We start from the raw sequence: 15,814 nt of genomic DNA on the forward strand, positions 1-15,814 counted from the left end.
ATTAGTTATTCGTTTTAAAGACAGGAATAGGTTGAGCCGTTGTGGAAGGTGTTGCACCGGATATTGCCGGCCAGCCGTCCGCCCAGGTAAGTTTATCGAGGAACAAAGCCCTGCGGTTCGGACCATTAGGGATCATCGGATTTGAGACTTCGATACCGTGGTAGATAAACCAGTCGGTGCCCGCATCATCGGTAATGATTCTGGCATTGTGGCCCGGGCCGGCTATTTTATCGTTACGTGCAATTAGCAGGGTCCCGTTTCCACGCTGGGCAATGTCCTTTCCATCCCGGTCCAGATAGGGCCCGCGCAAATTTTCAGAACGGCCGACACGCACCTGGTAAATGCTTGCGGCGCCATCGCAGCAATTGTTTTTTGAACCGAAGAAATAATAATAGTTACCTCTTTTATGAATCATAACAGCTTCGAAGTCGCCGGCGGCAATCTTGAACCTGGCATTTTTGTCTGCCACCGATTTAGCATCGGCAGCAAGCGGCACTCCCCAGGTACCGTTGTTAGCTGCAGAGCTGTAGCTGCCAAAAAACAAGTACTTTTGGCCATTGTCTTCCATATAAAACGGATCAATTGCGTTCGGAACACCCATCTCTGAGCTCAGGAAAAGTTTTCCATGGTCTGTATACGGGCCATCAGGCTTCGCAGCCGTTGCGAGGCCGATACCGGGATTTGAATCGGCCCAGACCGAATAAGAGTAGTACAGAAAATACTGCCCGTTTATAACATGTGCATCGGGAGCCCAGATACCGCCTTCTGCTTTCCAGGCGGGTTTGCTTGCGAATGCGTCGCGGATGTATACCCAGTCTGTGAGGTCCCTTGACCGGGCAATAGGAACAACTTTATGCCCCTGGCTTGCACCCCAGAAATCTTCTGTTCCGAAAACGTAAAAATAGCCGGTAGCCGGATCGCGCATGATAGACGGATCTGCCATAACAGGGATAAATACCGGGTTGGTATAAGTTGTCTTTTTGACTGGTTCAGGAACAGGCTCCTGTGTCGCCTGGTCCGTTTTTCCGCAGCCCAGCAGAATGAATAATGAAAAAAAATAGAAACGTCTGTTCATAGATATGAGTTAAAGCCGGCAGCCGTGCTGCCGGCCATATAAGTTAGTACCCCGGGTTCTGCCGGAGGTTTGTATTGTTTTCTACTTCGATCTGAGGAAGCGGCAAACGAATGCTTTTCCCGACAACGAAGTTTCTGAAATCCGGATCACGTTCAGCCACCCGGTTTACGCCAGCCTGCGTATCCAGGTCTCCCCAACGTTTCAGGTCGGCCCAGCGAACGCTTTCTCCGCATAGTTCGAGCAGTCTTTCGGTTTTCAGGCGTTCCCTGAACAAAGCCTGATCATTCCCGATGGCGGGGTAAGCGGTGGCCAAAGGCGCCATCTTTGCCCGCGCGCGAACCCGGTTTACATAGGTATACGCATCTGCAGTCTGGCCAAGCTCGTTCTGCACTTCGGCATACATCAGCAAGACGTCAGCATAGCGGATTACGCGGTTATTGATCTGGTTGAAGTAGTCTTCGTTACTGCGCATGTAATCGCGCGAGTATTTCTTAAACCAGGCCTCGTCGGCATCCCACTGCCAACTCCGGCCGTAGGTTTTTACACCGAAATCAGTTTCAGACCCGGGATAAAACAACGTATGCTGCAAACGCGGGTCAATTTGACCGTCTGTCGTTTTTTCCTTTTTAAATTCTGCTACTATCCAGTTTCTGGCCTGGCCGTCAGACCACCCGATACTCCGCGGCGCAAAGAACTGTGAGCGGTTACTGCCCATATTTGAGTTCGGATTGTCGCCCTCCGCATTCTTATTTACATCAGAGAACTGGATCTCGAAAACCGACTCCTTGTTATTTTCATTTTCCGCCCTGAAATTGTCCTGGTAGTTAACAAGGTCATAAAAGTTTCTGCCCGTGCCCGTAACCAGGTAGTCGAGAGCGGTTTTTGCCTGAGCCCATTTTTTCTGCTGCATAAGTGCCCGGCCAAGCATGGCCTGCGCAGCTCCTTTCGTAGCTCGGCCAAGGTCATTGCCTGTCCATTGCTCCGGAAGGCCTGAACTCGCTTCAGTCAGATCCTTTTCTACAAGCGCCCATACTTCAGCCAGTGTGCTTTGTTTTGGCATGTCTTCGGGACGCTGCGTTGTGGTTACGATGGGGAAATTCTCCCAGAGTACGGCTGCGTAATAGTAGTAAAAACCGCGAAGAAATTTTGCCTGCGCAATAAGCTGAGTCTTGCGGGTCTGGTCAAATTGTATATTCGGCACATTTTCAAGTACCTGATTGCACCTGAATATAGCTTTATAAAAGTCGCGGTAGGTGTTTACGTTACCTTCCCAGAAATTATAGTTTACGTATTGAAAGCGGGTCCAGTCGGCAAGCTCTACCCAGGGACTTTTACTGAAGCCTTCATCAGAGGTGAGGTCGAGTCGGAAATAAATCCAGCGGTTGAAGCCTCCGTTCTGATAAAACATGTGATAAATGGCATTGACGCCCTTTTGTGCATCTGCTTCGGTTCTCCAGAACTGATCCGTTGTTAAGGTATTCGGATTGCTCTGGTCCAGCAGGTCTTTTTTACAGCCGGCCGTGCTGACAAGCAGACCCGCAAAAAATATGATGAGAAAAGTCTTTTTCATTTTGTTCTGTGTTAAAATCCAAACTGTAGGCCAACTGAAACGGTGCGAAGATTCGGGAAGGCACCAAAATCGTAACCTTTCTCGAAAATGCTTCCGTTGCTGAATTCAGGATCTAAACCTGTGTATTTGGTAATGGTGATCAGATTCTGGCCCGAAACTGAAATCTGCGCCCGGCTGAAACCAGCCCGCTTTACAAAATCAGCAGGAAGATTGTATGAAATTGCAACATATTTCATCCTGGCAAAGCTTCCGTTCTCCAGCCAGCGGTCAGTATCGCCCCTAGAATTGAGGGTCGATGCGTAGTATGCGCGTGGTGTTGTGGTGTTGGGATTTTGCGGTGTCCAGGGTTGTATGCCGGCCGGATAGTTTGAGTTGTCGTCAAACCGCTCAATAACGCTGCGCGGGCCATTAAATACCGTCGAGCCAAAAGAGCCGAACCAGTCCATCGAAAATTCAAAGTTCTTATAAGATAAACCAAAGTTCAGGCCCAGCTCGTATTTCGGCCAGGGGCTTCCTACAACAACCTTGTCAGAATTTGTAATCTGTCCATCGCCGTTGTTGTCTCTGAAGCGGATGTCGCCTGGTTTGGCGCCAGGCTGGATGACCGTTCCCTGGGCGTTTCGATAGTTATCGACTTCTGCCTGGTTTTGAAAAAGCCCGTCTGTCTGCAGCACATACCACATACCGATTGGCTGACCAACTTCAGTCACCGTATTGCCAACATATGTTTTATTTTTATTGTAGCCCAGGTCAAGCACCTTATTGCGCAGGGTCGTAAAGTTTGCCGTGACATTGTATTTAAGGGGATTATCATTGTTTGCATAACCTGCAGTTACTTCGAATCCGCGGTTTCCAAGCGTCACACCGTTCACGCGTGGATTTCCACCGTCGTTTCCGGTCGAAATCAGCAACGGATATTCGAGTAGCACGTCTTTGGTTTTTGCAATAAAATATTCAGCGCTGACGGTAAGTTTGCTGTCAAGAAAAGCAGCATCGAACCCGTAATTCTGCTGTACCAGTTCTTCCCAGCGCAGGTCGCTGTTAGCCAGTTTCACCTGTGTTGCGCCAGGCTGAACGTTTTGCCCTGGTCCCAGCACGATGGTAGAAAATGTATTGATAAGCGGGATGTAGTCGTATGGCCCGATGTTACTGCTGCCAAGCGTACCATAACTTGCTCGTAATTTCAGGTCATTGAGCCATTTTACTTTAAAAAATTCCTCGTTACTGATCCGCCATGCAGCAGACACCGATGGGAAATTACCAAACTTGTACTCCGGTCCGAATCTCGAAACGCCGTCACGACGGAATACGCCATTGATCAAATACTTATCGGCATAATTGTATTCTGCCCGGCCGAAGTAAGAAATGATGTCTGTGCGGTTGCGGAAACCACCGGTCAAACCTTCGTTACCTTGATCCAGCACATCATAGTAACCACCGCTCGGATTCGGAAGCAGGTTTCGTTTCGTTCCCCATATCTGTGCGTAACTGTCCTGCTGGTAAGACTGCCCCGCGATCACATTGATGCTATGTTTACCAAAGTTCTCAGTAAAGGTCAGGGTGTTTTCGATTAGCTTGGTCGCAGACTCTGCCCGGTTTTCATTGGCAATAGCCGGATCAAATGCCTGGTTTAGCGTCCAGAAACCGTCTTTCTTTAAATATTTATAATGGTCTCTGCTGGTTTCGTACCCAAGATTGAGGCGGTATTTCAACGATTTTAAGATCTGAAGTTCGCCGAAGATGTTTCCGCGAAGGCGAAGGTTTTCCAGGGAGCGGTCTTCAAGATCTGCAATAGCCAGCGGATTCGTGCCGAACGTACGGGCACGCTGCTCGTCTCCGTAGCCATAACCACCCGGATTTGCCGCATTATAAACCGGAATTGTCGGCAGCATCCGGATGACGTCGATGATCGGGTTGCCTGACATTTCATCCGCTTTGGCGTTTGTGATAGCCAGGTTCTGACCAATTGTGAAAATTCCTTTTTTTCCCTGGGTGTTAACGCGGAAGCTCAGGCGGTCAAAGCCGGTACTGATCACCGCGCCTTTGTTGCCAAAATAACCTGCAGACACCAGATAGTTGCCCGTGTTCGATCCACCTGAAAAAGTGATGTTATGATCCTGAACATTTCCGGTTCTGAAGGCCACGTCCTGCCAGTCGGTATTGACGGTCAGATCAAGATTTTGCCTGTTGGCGCCGGCATTGTCATAAGCCATGAAATTGATCCTGGAAAATTCTTCGGTGCCGGCGAGATCATACCTTGGAATAGTCTGGATACTGCTTTTACCGCTGAATTCTACCTGCAGCGGACCTTCTTTCCCTTTCCGGGTTGTAATAATGATGACCCCGTTCGCCGCACGCGAGCCGTAAATTGCGGCTGCAGAGGCGTCTTTCAGGATCTGGATTGATTCAATATCGGCCGGGTTAAAGTCACGGCCTGCGTTGGTAACAAGCCCGTCAATTACATACAAAGGGTTCGTTCCTGACAGGTTTTTTAATCCCCTGATCTGGATCTGTGCTTCAGAACCAGGCTGACCGCCACCCCGAACTTTTATGCCCGACGCAAGTCCCTGAAGGGATTCGGAAACAGTTGTAGACTGGCGTTTTTTTACATCCTGCGCCCTGACAACCGAAACTGCCCCTGTCAAATCCTTCTTCAGCTGCGTTCCATAGCCTACAACAACAACCTCCTCAAGGGCCTGCTCGTCACTCTGTAAGGTTAGGGTGATGGATGTCCTGCCGCCAAGGGCCTGTTCCTGCTCTGCATAACCGATGCTGCTGAAAACAAGCGTAACCTGAAGGTCTGGTACATCGATACTGAACCTGCCGCTGCCGTCTGTGGTTGTAACGCGGTTCGTGTTTTTGATTTTCACGGTGACGCCGGGAACAGCTTCGCCTTTTGCATCGGCCACTGTACCCGTGACTCTCTGGTTCTGCGCATGTACTGCCGCTGAGATTCCGAGCCACAGAATTAAAAGGGTGAGAACGGTCTTTCCGCCGGGGAACAACCGTTTTCCGGGGCGCCAGAAGCGCCGCTGAAATGGTAAAGTTTTGCTCATATCTGGTTAGGTTTTTCAGGACGGCTTCCTGGTTGCTGGTGAAGACCGGCCGTCCGTATCTCCCAAAATGAATCATTATTTTTTGATCTTTCCGATCAAAAATTTGTCCCGGCGTGTCAAAATTAGCTATTCAGGCGCCCAGAAGGCGATTTATCAATAGTACTCGGATATCTGGCTGCAAAAGGATAAATTCGCTATCAACCAAATATAACCTGTGAAAAAACTATCGCTCATCTTATTCCTGATCATGCTGGGGGGGCTCGGTCTTCAGGCACAACCGCCGAGTTTCAGACACTACCTGGTAGAAAACGGACTGTCTTATAATTCGGTGCTTTGCAGCGTACAGGACGGTCGCGGCTTTATGTGGTTTGGTACCAAAGACGGGCTGAATAAGTTTGACGGCTACACATTCAAGGTATTCCGCAATGAACGCGGTAATCCTTCCAGTCTGGGCAGTAATTTTATTCACAGCCTGCACGTAGACCAGCAGGGCATTTTATGGGTAGGCACGCTCCGCGGCCTTTACAGCTACAATGCATTGACAGAAACATTCGCTCTCTTTGCGCCTTCCAGGAACGATGATATTCGTGATATCGAATCAGACCTCGCGGGAAACCTCTGGTATATTGCTGGCGATAACCTCACTTGTTATAATCCTGTTACCCGGATCGTCAGAACTTACCCTCCGGGGAGATATTTTAATGCCACTTCCATTTGCGTTCGAAAAAACGGTGAGATCTGGGTTTCCACAACCGACGGCTTTCTCCAGCAATACGACGCCAGGCGTGATACCTTCCGGCCTCATAACGTATTCAGAAACTCGAAGCCGGTGATTTCAAATTGGGTCGATAAGATCTACGATACCGGACGGAACTCCTTCCTCATCGGGACATCCAACCAGGGTGTAAAGCTATTTGATATCCGGAGCGGCAGTTACCGGGATGCGATTACCTACAATCAGGATGGAACCGAAATTTATGCCCGCGACTTCATACACCGCGGTGGTGATGAATACTGGATCGCTACAGAATCCGGACTGCTGATCTACAACCTGACAACCGGCGCCTATGAACAGCTGGTAAAACACCGTCCGGATCCCTACGCACTTTCAGACAATGCACTGTATACACTGTGCAAAGACCGGGAAGGCGGAATCTGGTGTGGCACGTATTTCGGCGGGTTGAACTATTGCGCTGTCCCCTACGCACCTTTTGAAAAGTTTTTTGATACAGGAGCACCTGGTGCGCTGCATGGGAACGCTGTGCGCGAGATTACCAGCGATCGCAATGGCAAAATCTGGGTGGGTACAGAAGACGGCGGTCTTAACCGGTTTGATCCGGCTTCTGAAAGTTTTGTTAACTTCCGTCCAACGGGTAGTTCCGGAATTGCACACTATAACATCCACGGACTGCTGACACACGGTAATGAACTATGGATCGGAACCTTTGAGCGTGGATTGGATGTGATGGATGTTGGCACGGGCAGGGTGATCAGGCACTATGCTGCAGGAAGCGGCCCGAACGATCTCAAAAGCAATTTCGTTGAGTCGATCTACGGGACCAGCGAGGGACGCATCCTGATCGGCACCTCAATGGGCGTTTACGCATACAACAGGATGCAGAACAACTTTGACCGGCTGCAATATTTTCCTGCCTGGTACCACTACTGTGCATTCGCCGAAGACAGCAGCGGTAATCTCTGGGCCGGGTCGCTGCGCAACGGACTGCTTTCATATAACAAAAAGTCGCGCAAAACAACTTCCTTCACCTCCGGAAGCGGCCGGCACAGTCTGAGCAATAATTCCATCAACGGTCTTTTTATAGACAGTCATGGCGATCTCTGGATAGCCACCGAACATGGACTATGCCGGTACAGGCAAAAAACAGGCGATTTTGACATATTGGATAAAAACAGCGGTTTTCCGAGCAACGTTTTTTATAAGATAGCTGAAGATAAAAAGGGAAACCTGTGGATCACGACAGCCGGTGGCCTCAGTTCATATGGGCTGCAAAGTAAAAAAATAACAAACTACAGTAAGGCCAACGGCTTGTTAAGTGACCAGTTTAATTACAATTCGGGATACACAGACAAACAAGGTAGAATGTATTTTGGCAGCGTTAATGGCCTTGTGCGCTTCAATCCTAACGCCTTCAGACAAAACGCCTACGCGGCGCCCGTCTATCTCACAGGCTTTCAAATTTATAACGACGAAGTACCGATTAAGGAAAAAGGATCACCGCTTTCGCAGTCAATCAATTTTACCAGGAAAATCAAACTCCGGCACTTGGAATCGACCTTCAGCATTGATTTTGCGGCACTTAGTTTCACAGCGCCTGAAATGACCGGCTATCGTTACAAAATGGAGGGCCTGGAAAAAAAATGGACCTATCTGAAGGGCAATCGAAAAGTTTACTTTACAAAGCTGGCGCCGGGCAGGTACACGTTCCTTGTCCGGGCAGCGACGGGCGGTGGTTCCCTGAACAGCCCGGTTACGAAACTTGAGATTGAAGTTTTACCGCCTTTCTGGCTAAGCAGCTGGGCTTATCTCTGTTATTTTCTGGCGGGCGCCTGCCTGTTTTATTTCCTGCTGCGTAACTATCATAGAAAGATAGACGAACAGAACCGAAGAAAATATGACCTGCTTGAGGCAGAAAAGGAAAAAGAGGTTTATCGGGCTAAGATTGAATTCTTTACATACCTGACGCATGAGATCCGTACCCCGCTTACCCTCATCAAAGGACCACTCGAGGAGGTCATGCGGCAGGCAGGTCCGTCTGGTAACGTGCGCGCGAACTTAGAGTCGGTTGAAAAAAACACGGACCGGCTGTTGTCATTGACAAACCAGTTACTTGACTTCCGTAAAGCCGAGCAGCGCGGATTCAGTCTGAGCTTTGTACGGGTGGATATTGCAGCCTTGCTGAGGGAAAACTGCCGGCAATTTGAGTCGGAAGCGGTAAGAAAAGGTTTCTCATTCAGTCTTGACCTTCCTGCTTCCCCGTTTGAGGCCTACGCGGATCCTGAAGCATTAAATAAGATTTTGAGCAACCTGCTCCAAAATGCATTTAAGTATGCTGATCTTCAGGTGAACGTGTCGCTGACAACATCGTCACAGCATTTTGAGATCCGGATCACAAACGACGGAGATCTGATCCCGGTTCAACTTCGTAAGCGAATTTTCGAGCCTTTTTACCGGATATCAGAGAAGGAATCGGGAACGGGCATTGGCCTGCCGCTGGCCGCTGCGCTCACGCAGTTACACGAAGGAATCCTGGCAGCCGAGGCAGATGAAGCGGGCATGAACGTATTTGTGCTCCGGTTGCCGCATCACCATACTGATGAATTTGAGTTTGCGGCACCCGGGCTGGCCGTTCCTGAACCGGGTTTTGCGATTGATGATTGCCAGGGTGACGAACGAATAAAAATACTCGTGGTTGAAGACCAGGAAGATATCCGCAAGTTCCTGATCCGCCTTCTGAGCCCTTCGTATCAGTTGTTTACCGCAGCTACCGGTGAAGAAGCGATGTCTGCTTTAAACAGTGAAGACATCTCATTAATTGTAAGTGACGTCATGATGCCAGGCATGAACGGATTCACTTTGTGTGCACAGGTAAAACAGGATACGGCCTTTACCCACATACCTGTTGTTTTGCTTACTGCAAGGAACGACATGCGCTCGCGTATAGAAGGTCTGGAGTCTGGCGCCGACGCCTATATTGAAAAGCCCTTTTCGCCCGAACACCTGCAAAAGCAAATCGTTACCCTGCTTACCGGCCGTGAAAATATCCGCAGGCATTTTGCCAGCTCGCCGGCTGCCTTGTTGCCGAGCGTAGCGAGTAACAGGGCAGATAAGGACTTTTTGGATAGATTAGACCATATTATTCAACGTTACCTGGCAGACAGCATGTTTGATATCGATCAGCTGGCCGGCCACATGAATATGAGCCGTCCGACCTTGTACCGCAAGATCAAAGCCGTGGCAGGAATGACGCCGCATGAACTCATGAACCTGACACGGCTGAAAAAGGGTGCCGAGCTCTTGCTCGAAACCGATTTCAAGATCTATCGCATTGCGGCCATAACCGGGTTCAGCTCACAATCTCAGTTTACCCGGAGTTTCCAGAAACAATTCGGACTAAGTCCGAAGGATTATGTGCAGTCGCGGAAGACGAGGGTGATGTAGCCGGCAAATGCCGGACCGTGAATGCCGGACCACAGGCACAGCGTGGAACATTACAACGGCCCGGTATACTGAAAGGTGATTGATTGTGTCTGCTGCCGGGCATGTTTCGGCGCTTCGGAACGGGTGGGAACGTCCAGGTTGGATTTATGCTCCATCGCCACGCTGCCCCCGCCCCCCTGCCAGTTCCAAAAAAGAAGCGGCTGAGGCCAAAGCCACAACCGCCATATCTAAATTAACGTGCTCATCGTAAAATTAACGTTTAAGCGACCAATCACAAAACCCTATCAGTTTTGTTACGGGCGGCTAACTTCTGATCAGGCAATCAATTGCCATCCGGTAACCATCCAGGCCGAAACCGGTCAGTACACCCTTGCAATGTTTCCCCGTGAGCGACATGTGCCGGTATTCCTCACGGGCATAAATGTTTGAGATATGAACTTCAACGACAGGTGTTTTGATAGCCGCAATCGCATCACCTATGGCTACAGAGGTATGCGTAAAGCCTGCGCCGTTCAGCACAATACCATCGTAGGTAAATCCTGTTTCATGAAGTTTATTGATCAGCTCGCCTTCAATATTGCTTTGATAATAATCAATCTGCACGTCAGGGAATATTTCTTTTAGCTGTGCAATATAGGTTTCGAAATCCATATTTCCGTATACCGAAGGTTCGCGGACACCCAGCAGGTTCAGGTTCGGTCCGTTAATTATTTGTATCTTCATGCCTCCAAACATAACTTTAAAATCACTCACTAAAAAATCTTTGTGCAGCTGGAATACTATATCAACGGCTTCAGATCTTACCTGCAACTGGAGCGCGGACTAAGCGCCAATTCCATCGCTGCTTACCTGAAAGACGTACAAAAGCTACTGTCTTACCTGGCGCTGGAAGGGAAAGATCCGGCGGCAGCCGAAATAAAACTGGACGACCTCCAAGGCCTGCTTGTTATGTTGTATGAGATGGGGATGGAAGCCAGCAGCCAGGCACGTATCATTTCGGGTCTTAAATCTTTCTTCCACTACCTCCTGCTTGAGAACGCCATTGAAAATGATCCGGCAAGCCTGCTCGAGGGACCGCGCCTGGCGCGAAAGTTACCGGACACGCTTGGTCTGGAAGAGATCAATTCTATGATTGCAACGATAGATGCTTCCCGCCCGGAAGGAATGCGCAATAAAGTCATGCTTGAGGTGTTATACGGCTCCGGGCTCCGGGTTTCTGAGCTCACCGAACTGAAACGTTCGGGGTTGCACACAGAGATCGGTTTTCTAAAGGTGACCGGTAAGGGCAACAAGGAAAGGCTCGTTCCTATGGGAAGTGTTGCGTCAAAACTGCTCGATATATACCTGCGTGAAGTTCGCGTTCATCTGGCGGTGCAAAAAGGTCATGAGGACTATGTTTTCCTTAACCGCTTCGGCAAACGTCTGTCGCGTATTTCTGTATTCAACCTGGTAAAGGCTGCCGCTCTAAAGGCAGGCATCAGGAAGACGATCAGCCCGCACACGTTCAGGCATTCTTTTGCCACACATCTTGTTGAAGGCGGCGCCGATCTTCGCGCGGTCCAGGAAATGCTCGGCCACGCCAGCATTACAACCACAGAGATCTATACCCATCTGGACAGAAACTATCTGCGCGAAGTGATTACTCAATACCATCCGCGGAGCTGATCAGCCAAAAATTTCGTGCGCGAGCCGGAAAGTATTGCAATGCGCTTCCACAATATGCCTGATGTCTTCTGAATAACCGCCGCCCATGCTTACCTGCAAAGGAATACCACGGTTTTTGCATGCCTCCAGTACAAGCCTGTCTCTTTCCTTGCAGCCGCCGCGGCTAAGCGCAAATTTGCCAAGTTTATCTGTAGCAAGCACATCGACCCCCGCTACATAAAATACAAAGTCGGGTTTTACACGCTCAAAAAGCCGTGGCAAATGGTGGTGCAGCAAGCCGAGATAGGTGTCATCATCTGTCCCGTCGGCCAGGGGAATGTCCAGATCAGAGCGCTCTTTTTTGAATGGGAAATTTTTCTCTCCATGAACAGAAAAAGTAAAAACGCGTGGTTCATTTTCAAAGATCTGCGCCGTTCCGTTTCCCTGATGAACATCAAGATCAATGACCAGAATGTTTTTGGCTTCACCGGTTTTTAGCAATACGTTTGCTGCCATGGCCTGATCGTTCAGCAGGCAGAAGCCTTCCCCCCAGCTGGTGCCGGCATGATGTGTGCCGCCGGCTACGTTAAATGCGATCCCATGATCAAAGCTATACCTGCAGGCATCGAGGGTCCCCTGTGCTATGCGTATCTCACGCTCTACCAGCTCCGCTGTAAGCGGAAAGCCGATTCGTCTTTGTGAAGCAGCAGCCAGTGTGAGTGCTTTTAATGATGACCAGTAACCGGCATCATGCGTAAGCAGTACATATTCTTCTGGCAAGGGTTCCGGACCAAACAGGTTTTCCGGGCTGATTGTGCCTTCATGCATCAGCTGCCCGGGTATCAGCTCGTATTTGAGCATCGGGAAGCGATGCCCTTCCGGCAGCGGATGAGCATAAATCGGATCGTAGGCAATCTTAAGCATGTCCTAAAATCTCACCCACATGACGTTCTATATTGTTACAGATCGTATCAACCGGCAGGTCATTGGCATCATAACCAAAGGGATCTTCAATTTCCTCAGCAATCAACTCAAGGCTGGCGAGCACATAAAGAATAAACGGAACAATCGGAATGACCCAATAACCCAGGCTGAAAACCCAGCCTATTGGCAGCGTGATGACGTATACAAAAATAAATTTTTTAATAAAGACGCTGTAGGAGAATGGGATCGGTGTGTTTTTGATCCGTTCGCAACCGCCGCAGATATCTGTAAAAGCATTGAGGTCCGCATTCAGGCTGATCAGCTGCTCCTGCGGAATTTTTCCCGCAGCCACCAACTCGTAAATTTTGCTGATCATTCTGCCGGCAATCTGGTTGGGGATATGTTTTGACTCCTCTACCTCAATCAGGATGCTGTTTTTGCCGAAATACTTTTTTTCCCGAAGATGCTCCTTGAGCGCAAAGGCGTATTTTGGGATCGCATACTCGAAAAACTCATTATCCTTCGTGTCAAGCTTCAATGCCCTGATCTTCATCGCGAAGTTCCGGCTAACGTTTGTCAGCCCGCCGAGCAGTTTGCGCCCCTCCCACCAGCGATCATATGATGAATTGGTTCGGAACACGAGCAGCATTGAGATAACAAAGCCAAGCAGGTTATGCATCATGCTTACATTTTTTACATGATCGCTCTCAGACAATTTAAGAAAATTCAATTCCAGAAACGCAATGCCGCCCGATAGCGCAGCGACGCTGATCATAAGCGGCCAGAGTTTGTAAAAAGTATCCGCACGGTGGATTCTGAAAATAAAGCTGATCCAGTCTTTGGGGTTATAATTGATCATAAAGTCTTGTTCGGTAAACCTACAGGTGATGTCATAACGAAATTATGAAACAAATAGTTTGCCGCTGTTCTCGGTGAATGCCTGACCCAGAATGAACACATCTTCAAACGAATTGTAAAGCGGAACAGGGCTCAGACGGATTACATTTGGTTCGCGCCAGTCGCCTAAAATTTGTCGCTCAACAAGTCCGTCAAAAACCTCCTTACCTCGTGCTTTTGCAATAATTGAAAGCTGCGCACCCCGCCATTCGGGAGCCTGAGGAGTAATGATCTCAAATAAGACCGAGCCATGGCTCCGGTTTACCTCGTTAATGATCCAGTAGAGGTAGGCGGTTAGTTTCAGGCTTTTTTCCCGCAAGGCGGGCATAAACCCGGCCCGCTCGAACTGCAGCAGCGACGCGTGGTAGAGACTCATTGGCATGACCTGCGTACAGCTAACCTGCCAGCCGTCTGCGCCGGCCTCGGGGACGAATCCTTTCTGCATAAGGAAACGCGTGTTTTCCTGGTAGCCCCACCAGCCTGCAAAACGTTTCAGATCACGATTACTGAAGTGTTTTTCGTGTACAAAAATACCGCTGATGCCGCCGGGACCAGCATTCTGGTATTTATAAGAACACCAGCAGGCAAAGTCCGCCCCCCAGTCATGCAGAGACAGGGGGACATTGCCCGCGGCATGTGCAAGATCAAAACCAACGAGTGCACCCACCGAATGACCGGCCTGTGTGATCTGTTTCATATCATAAAGCTGCCCGCTGTAGTAATTGATTCCGCCAAAGAGCACAAGCGCGAGCTCATTACGATGGTAATTAATTGCATCCAGAATGTCTTCAGTGCGGAGCAGGTATTCGCCCGGCCGCGGTGATACTTCAATGATACAGTCTGCGGGGTCCAGTCCATGAAAGCGAACCTGACTTTCCAATGCATACTGGTCCGACGGAAAGGCGCCTGCCTCCATGATAATCTTGAAACGCTTCAGGTCTGGCCGGTAAAAGCTGACAAGTAACAGATGCAGGTTAACCGTGAGCGTATTCATCGGGCAAACCTCAGCAGGCAGGGCGCCAACGACAGGCGCCATCAGGCGTTTTAATTCTTTGTGATAAAACATCCAGGGCTGATGGCCGTCAAACCAGCCTTCTACCGCATGCTGCTGCCAGTTATCCAATTGCGATTCAAGTGCAGCACGGGCCGACACGGGCTGAAGTCCGAGGGAATTGCCGCAGAAATACCGCACCGGTTTCCCTTCTTGCGTGGGAAACAGAAATTCATTTCTGAAGTCTTTCAGGACGTCGGCTTCATCCAGCAACTGCGCAAAGGCAAGCGTATTCTCAAAATCCATAGGTGTCAATTATAACAAAAAGATTGCGCTCATTGAAGCACCGGGTGTTTTTTGACGCTACGGTGTGGTAATCCACCAGGTATTGCCGAAGGGATCCCTTACCCCGCCGCTGCGCCCGTAAGACTGATCGGAAGGCTCCATTAAGCTTTGTGCACCGGCTTCAAGCGCCGTCTTGTAAGTCAGGTCAGCATCCTCAGCATAAATAAAAAAGCCGGCCGGCTGGGCGGGCCACTCATCAGTTGCACCTGCATACATGATGACCGTGTCACCCATCTGCAATTCGCCATGCATAACTGATTGCTGATCTTCTCTCAGTACCCGCGAATTTTCTGTTGCACCGAAAACCGTTTGTACAAAATGGAAAAATCTTTCTGCGTTTTGCAGGATCAAGTAAGGATTTACCCTGCTGTGCCCCTGCGGAATGTTTAATGCCATAATAAATTTATTGAAGTGAAAGGTTTGAATCAAATACCGCCATACGTTCCGACCACCTCAGGCCATCAGGAAGTTCATCTCCCGATAGTTCGATGTGTATAATCCGCCGCCTGCCGTGATGTTTGCTTTTTGATGAACGATGCATTAAAAGTGGTTTCATCAGCATTAGCGTACCAGCCGCTGCATAACAATTTACATACGCTGCCTGGTTGCCAAGCTGATCACGACGAACAATTCCCTTAAGGTGCGAACCGGGTAAGACCTGCAGGGCACCGTTCCTTTCATCTGCGGCATCGAGATGAAGCCGTAATGTGAACATATTTTCCAGAATCTTAACCGGCGGCTGGACCGCATACCGCCCGTGTTTGAAAGTCCAATTTGTGTAATTGGGAGAAACGATACGGTCACTAACCTGAACAATGAGATCCTGATGTGGTGCCACGAACCAGTTTGAAGCGGCAGGCTTATCGAAATAGACTGACCTCACCACAGCCGCGTACGGTGACAGGGATCTGATCAGCGATAATACCTTCGGATTAAATAAGTCTTTGGCAAGCTCAGGAGCCTGGATTAAAAAACGACGAATGGCAAAAACTTCCGAACTCTTCCGAAAGTCTTCGCCATTATCTTTAAGCGCATCAATGCGTTTGCAAATTAATCGAGCTCCGTGCTTGTATAAATATCGTTTAAGAAACAAAAGCCCTGCTCAGCAAAAGATTCGAGAGCATTCTCCGGA

Annotated in this window: 11 protein-coding genes; 2 read left to right on the plus strand and 9 right to left on the minus strand. The window is 49.3% G+C overall.

The window, feature by feature from the left end:
- Position 1: 1 nt before the first annotated feature.
- Genes EJV45_RS02920 through EJV45_RS02930 form a run of 3 tightly spaced genes read right to left on the minus strand, consistent with a single transcriptional unit; the run spans position 2 to position 5,701 of the window.
- On the minus strand, positions 2-1,075 hold the full coding sequence (locus EJV45_RS02920; protein ID WP_129714147.1) for a family 43 glycosylhydrolase: 1,074 nt from the start codon (positions 1,073-1,075) through the stop codon (positions 2-4).
- Between the two features lie 43 nt (positions 1,076-1,118).
- Positions 1,119-2,645, minus strand: coding sequence for a RagB/SusD family nutrient uptake outer membrane protein (locus tag EJV45_RS02925; protein ID WP_129714148.1), 1,527 nt, complete (start codon positions 2,643-2,645; stop codon positions 1,119-1,121).
- 11 nt (positions 2,646-2,656) lie between these two features.
- Complete coding sequence (locus EJV45_RS02930) at positions 2,657-5,701, minus strand: TonB-dependent receptor (RefSeq protein ID WP_129714149.1); 3,045 nt, start codon at positions 5,699-5,701, stop codon at positions 2,657-2,659.
- A 214-nt stretch (positions 5,702-5,915) separates the two neighbouring features.
- Between EJV45_RS02930 and EJV45_RS02935 the strand changes: the two genes are divergently transcribed.
- Positions 5,916-9,881: a hybrid sensor histidine kinase/response regulator transcription factor gene (locus tag EJV45_RS02935; RefSeq protein ID WP_240755175.1), complete on the plus strand. Its 3,966-nt coding sequence runs from the start codon at positions 5,916-5,918 to the stop codon at positions 9,879-9,881.
- Between the two features lie 303 nt (positions 9,882-10,184).
- Here the strand turns inward: EJV45_RS02935 and aroQ are convergent, their stop codons facing one another.
- Positions 10,185-10,604 carry a type II 3-dehydroquinate dehydratase gene (gene aroQ, locus EJV45_RS02940; RefSeq protein ID WP_129714150.1) on the minus strand — a complete coding sequence of 140 codons (420 nt, stop codon included), beginning with the start codon at positions 10,602-10,604 and terminating at the stop codon, positions 10,185-10,187.
- 42 nt (positions 10,605-10,646) lie between these two features.
- On the opposite strand from aroQ, the gene xerD reads away from it, so the two are divergent.
- Positions 10,647-11,546 (plus strand): site-specific tyrosine recombinase XerD, encoded by a 900-nt coding sequence (xerD, locus tag EJV45_RS02945; protein ID WP_129714151.1) that lies wholly within the window; start codon positions 10,647-10,649, stop codon positions 11,544-11,546.
- Here xerD and EJV45_RS02950 read toward each other — a convergent pair whose 3' ends face one another.
- The 5 genes from EJV45_RS02950 to EJV45_RS02970 are packed head-to-tail and all read right to left on the minus strand — an operon-like array spanning position 11,547 to position 15,775.
- Complete coding sequence (locus tag EJV45_RS02950) at positions 11,547-12,449, minus strand: histone deacetylase (protein WP_129714152.1); 903 nt, start codon at positions 12,447-12,449, stop codon at positions 11,547-11,549. It lies immediately after the preceding gene.
- Positions 12,442-13,308: a bestrophin family protein gene (locus EJV45_RS02955; protein ID WP_129714153.1), complete on the minus strand. Its 867-nt coding sequence runs from the start codon at positions 13,306-13,308 to the stop codon at positions 12,442-12,444. Before EJV45_RS02955 ends, EJV45_RS02950 begins: the two co-directional genes overlap by 8 nt.
- 42 nt (positions 13,309-13,350) lie before the next feature.
- Positions 13,351-14,643, minus strand: a complete 1,293-nt coding sequence (gene kynU / locus EJV45_RS02960; protein ID WP_129714154.1) for a kynureninase — start codon at positions 14,641-14,643, stop codon at positions 13,351-13,353.
- A gap of 57 nt (positions 14,644-14,700) precedes the next feature.
- A complete protein-coding gene (locus EJV45_RS02965) occupies positions 14,701-15,078 on the minus strand; it encodes a VOC family protein (protein WP_129714155.1) in 378 nt (125 codons plus the stop codon).
- 7 nt (positions 15,079-15,085) lie between these two features.
- A complete protein-coding gene (locus tag EJV45_RS02970; protein ID WP_129714156.1) occupies positions 15,086-15,775 on the minus strand; it encodes a phytanoyl-CoA dioxygenase family protein in 690 nt (229 codons plus the stop codon).
- Positions 15,776-15,814 lie beyond the last annotated feature (39 nt).

The sequence above is a fragment of the Pedobacter sp. SYP-B3415 genome (assembly GCF_004138205.1).
In the GTDB taxonomy this organism is placed as follows: Bacteria; Bacteroidota; Bacteroidia; order Sphingobacteriales; family Sphingobacteriaceae; genus Pedobacter.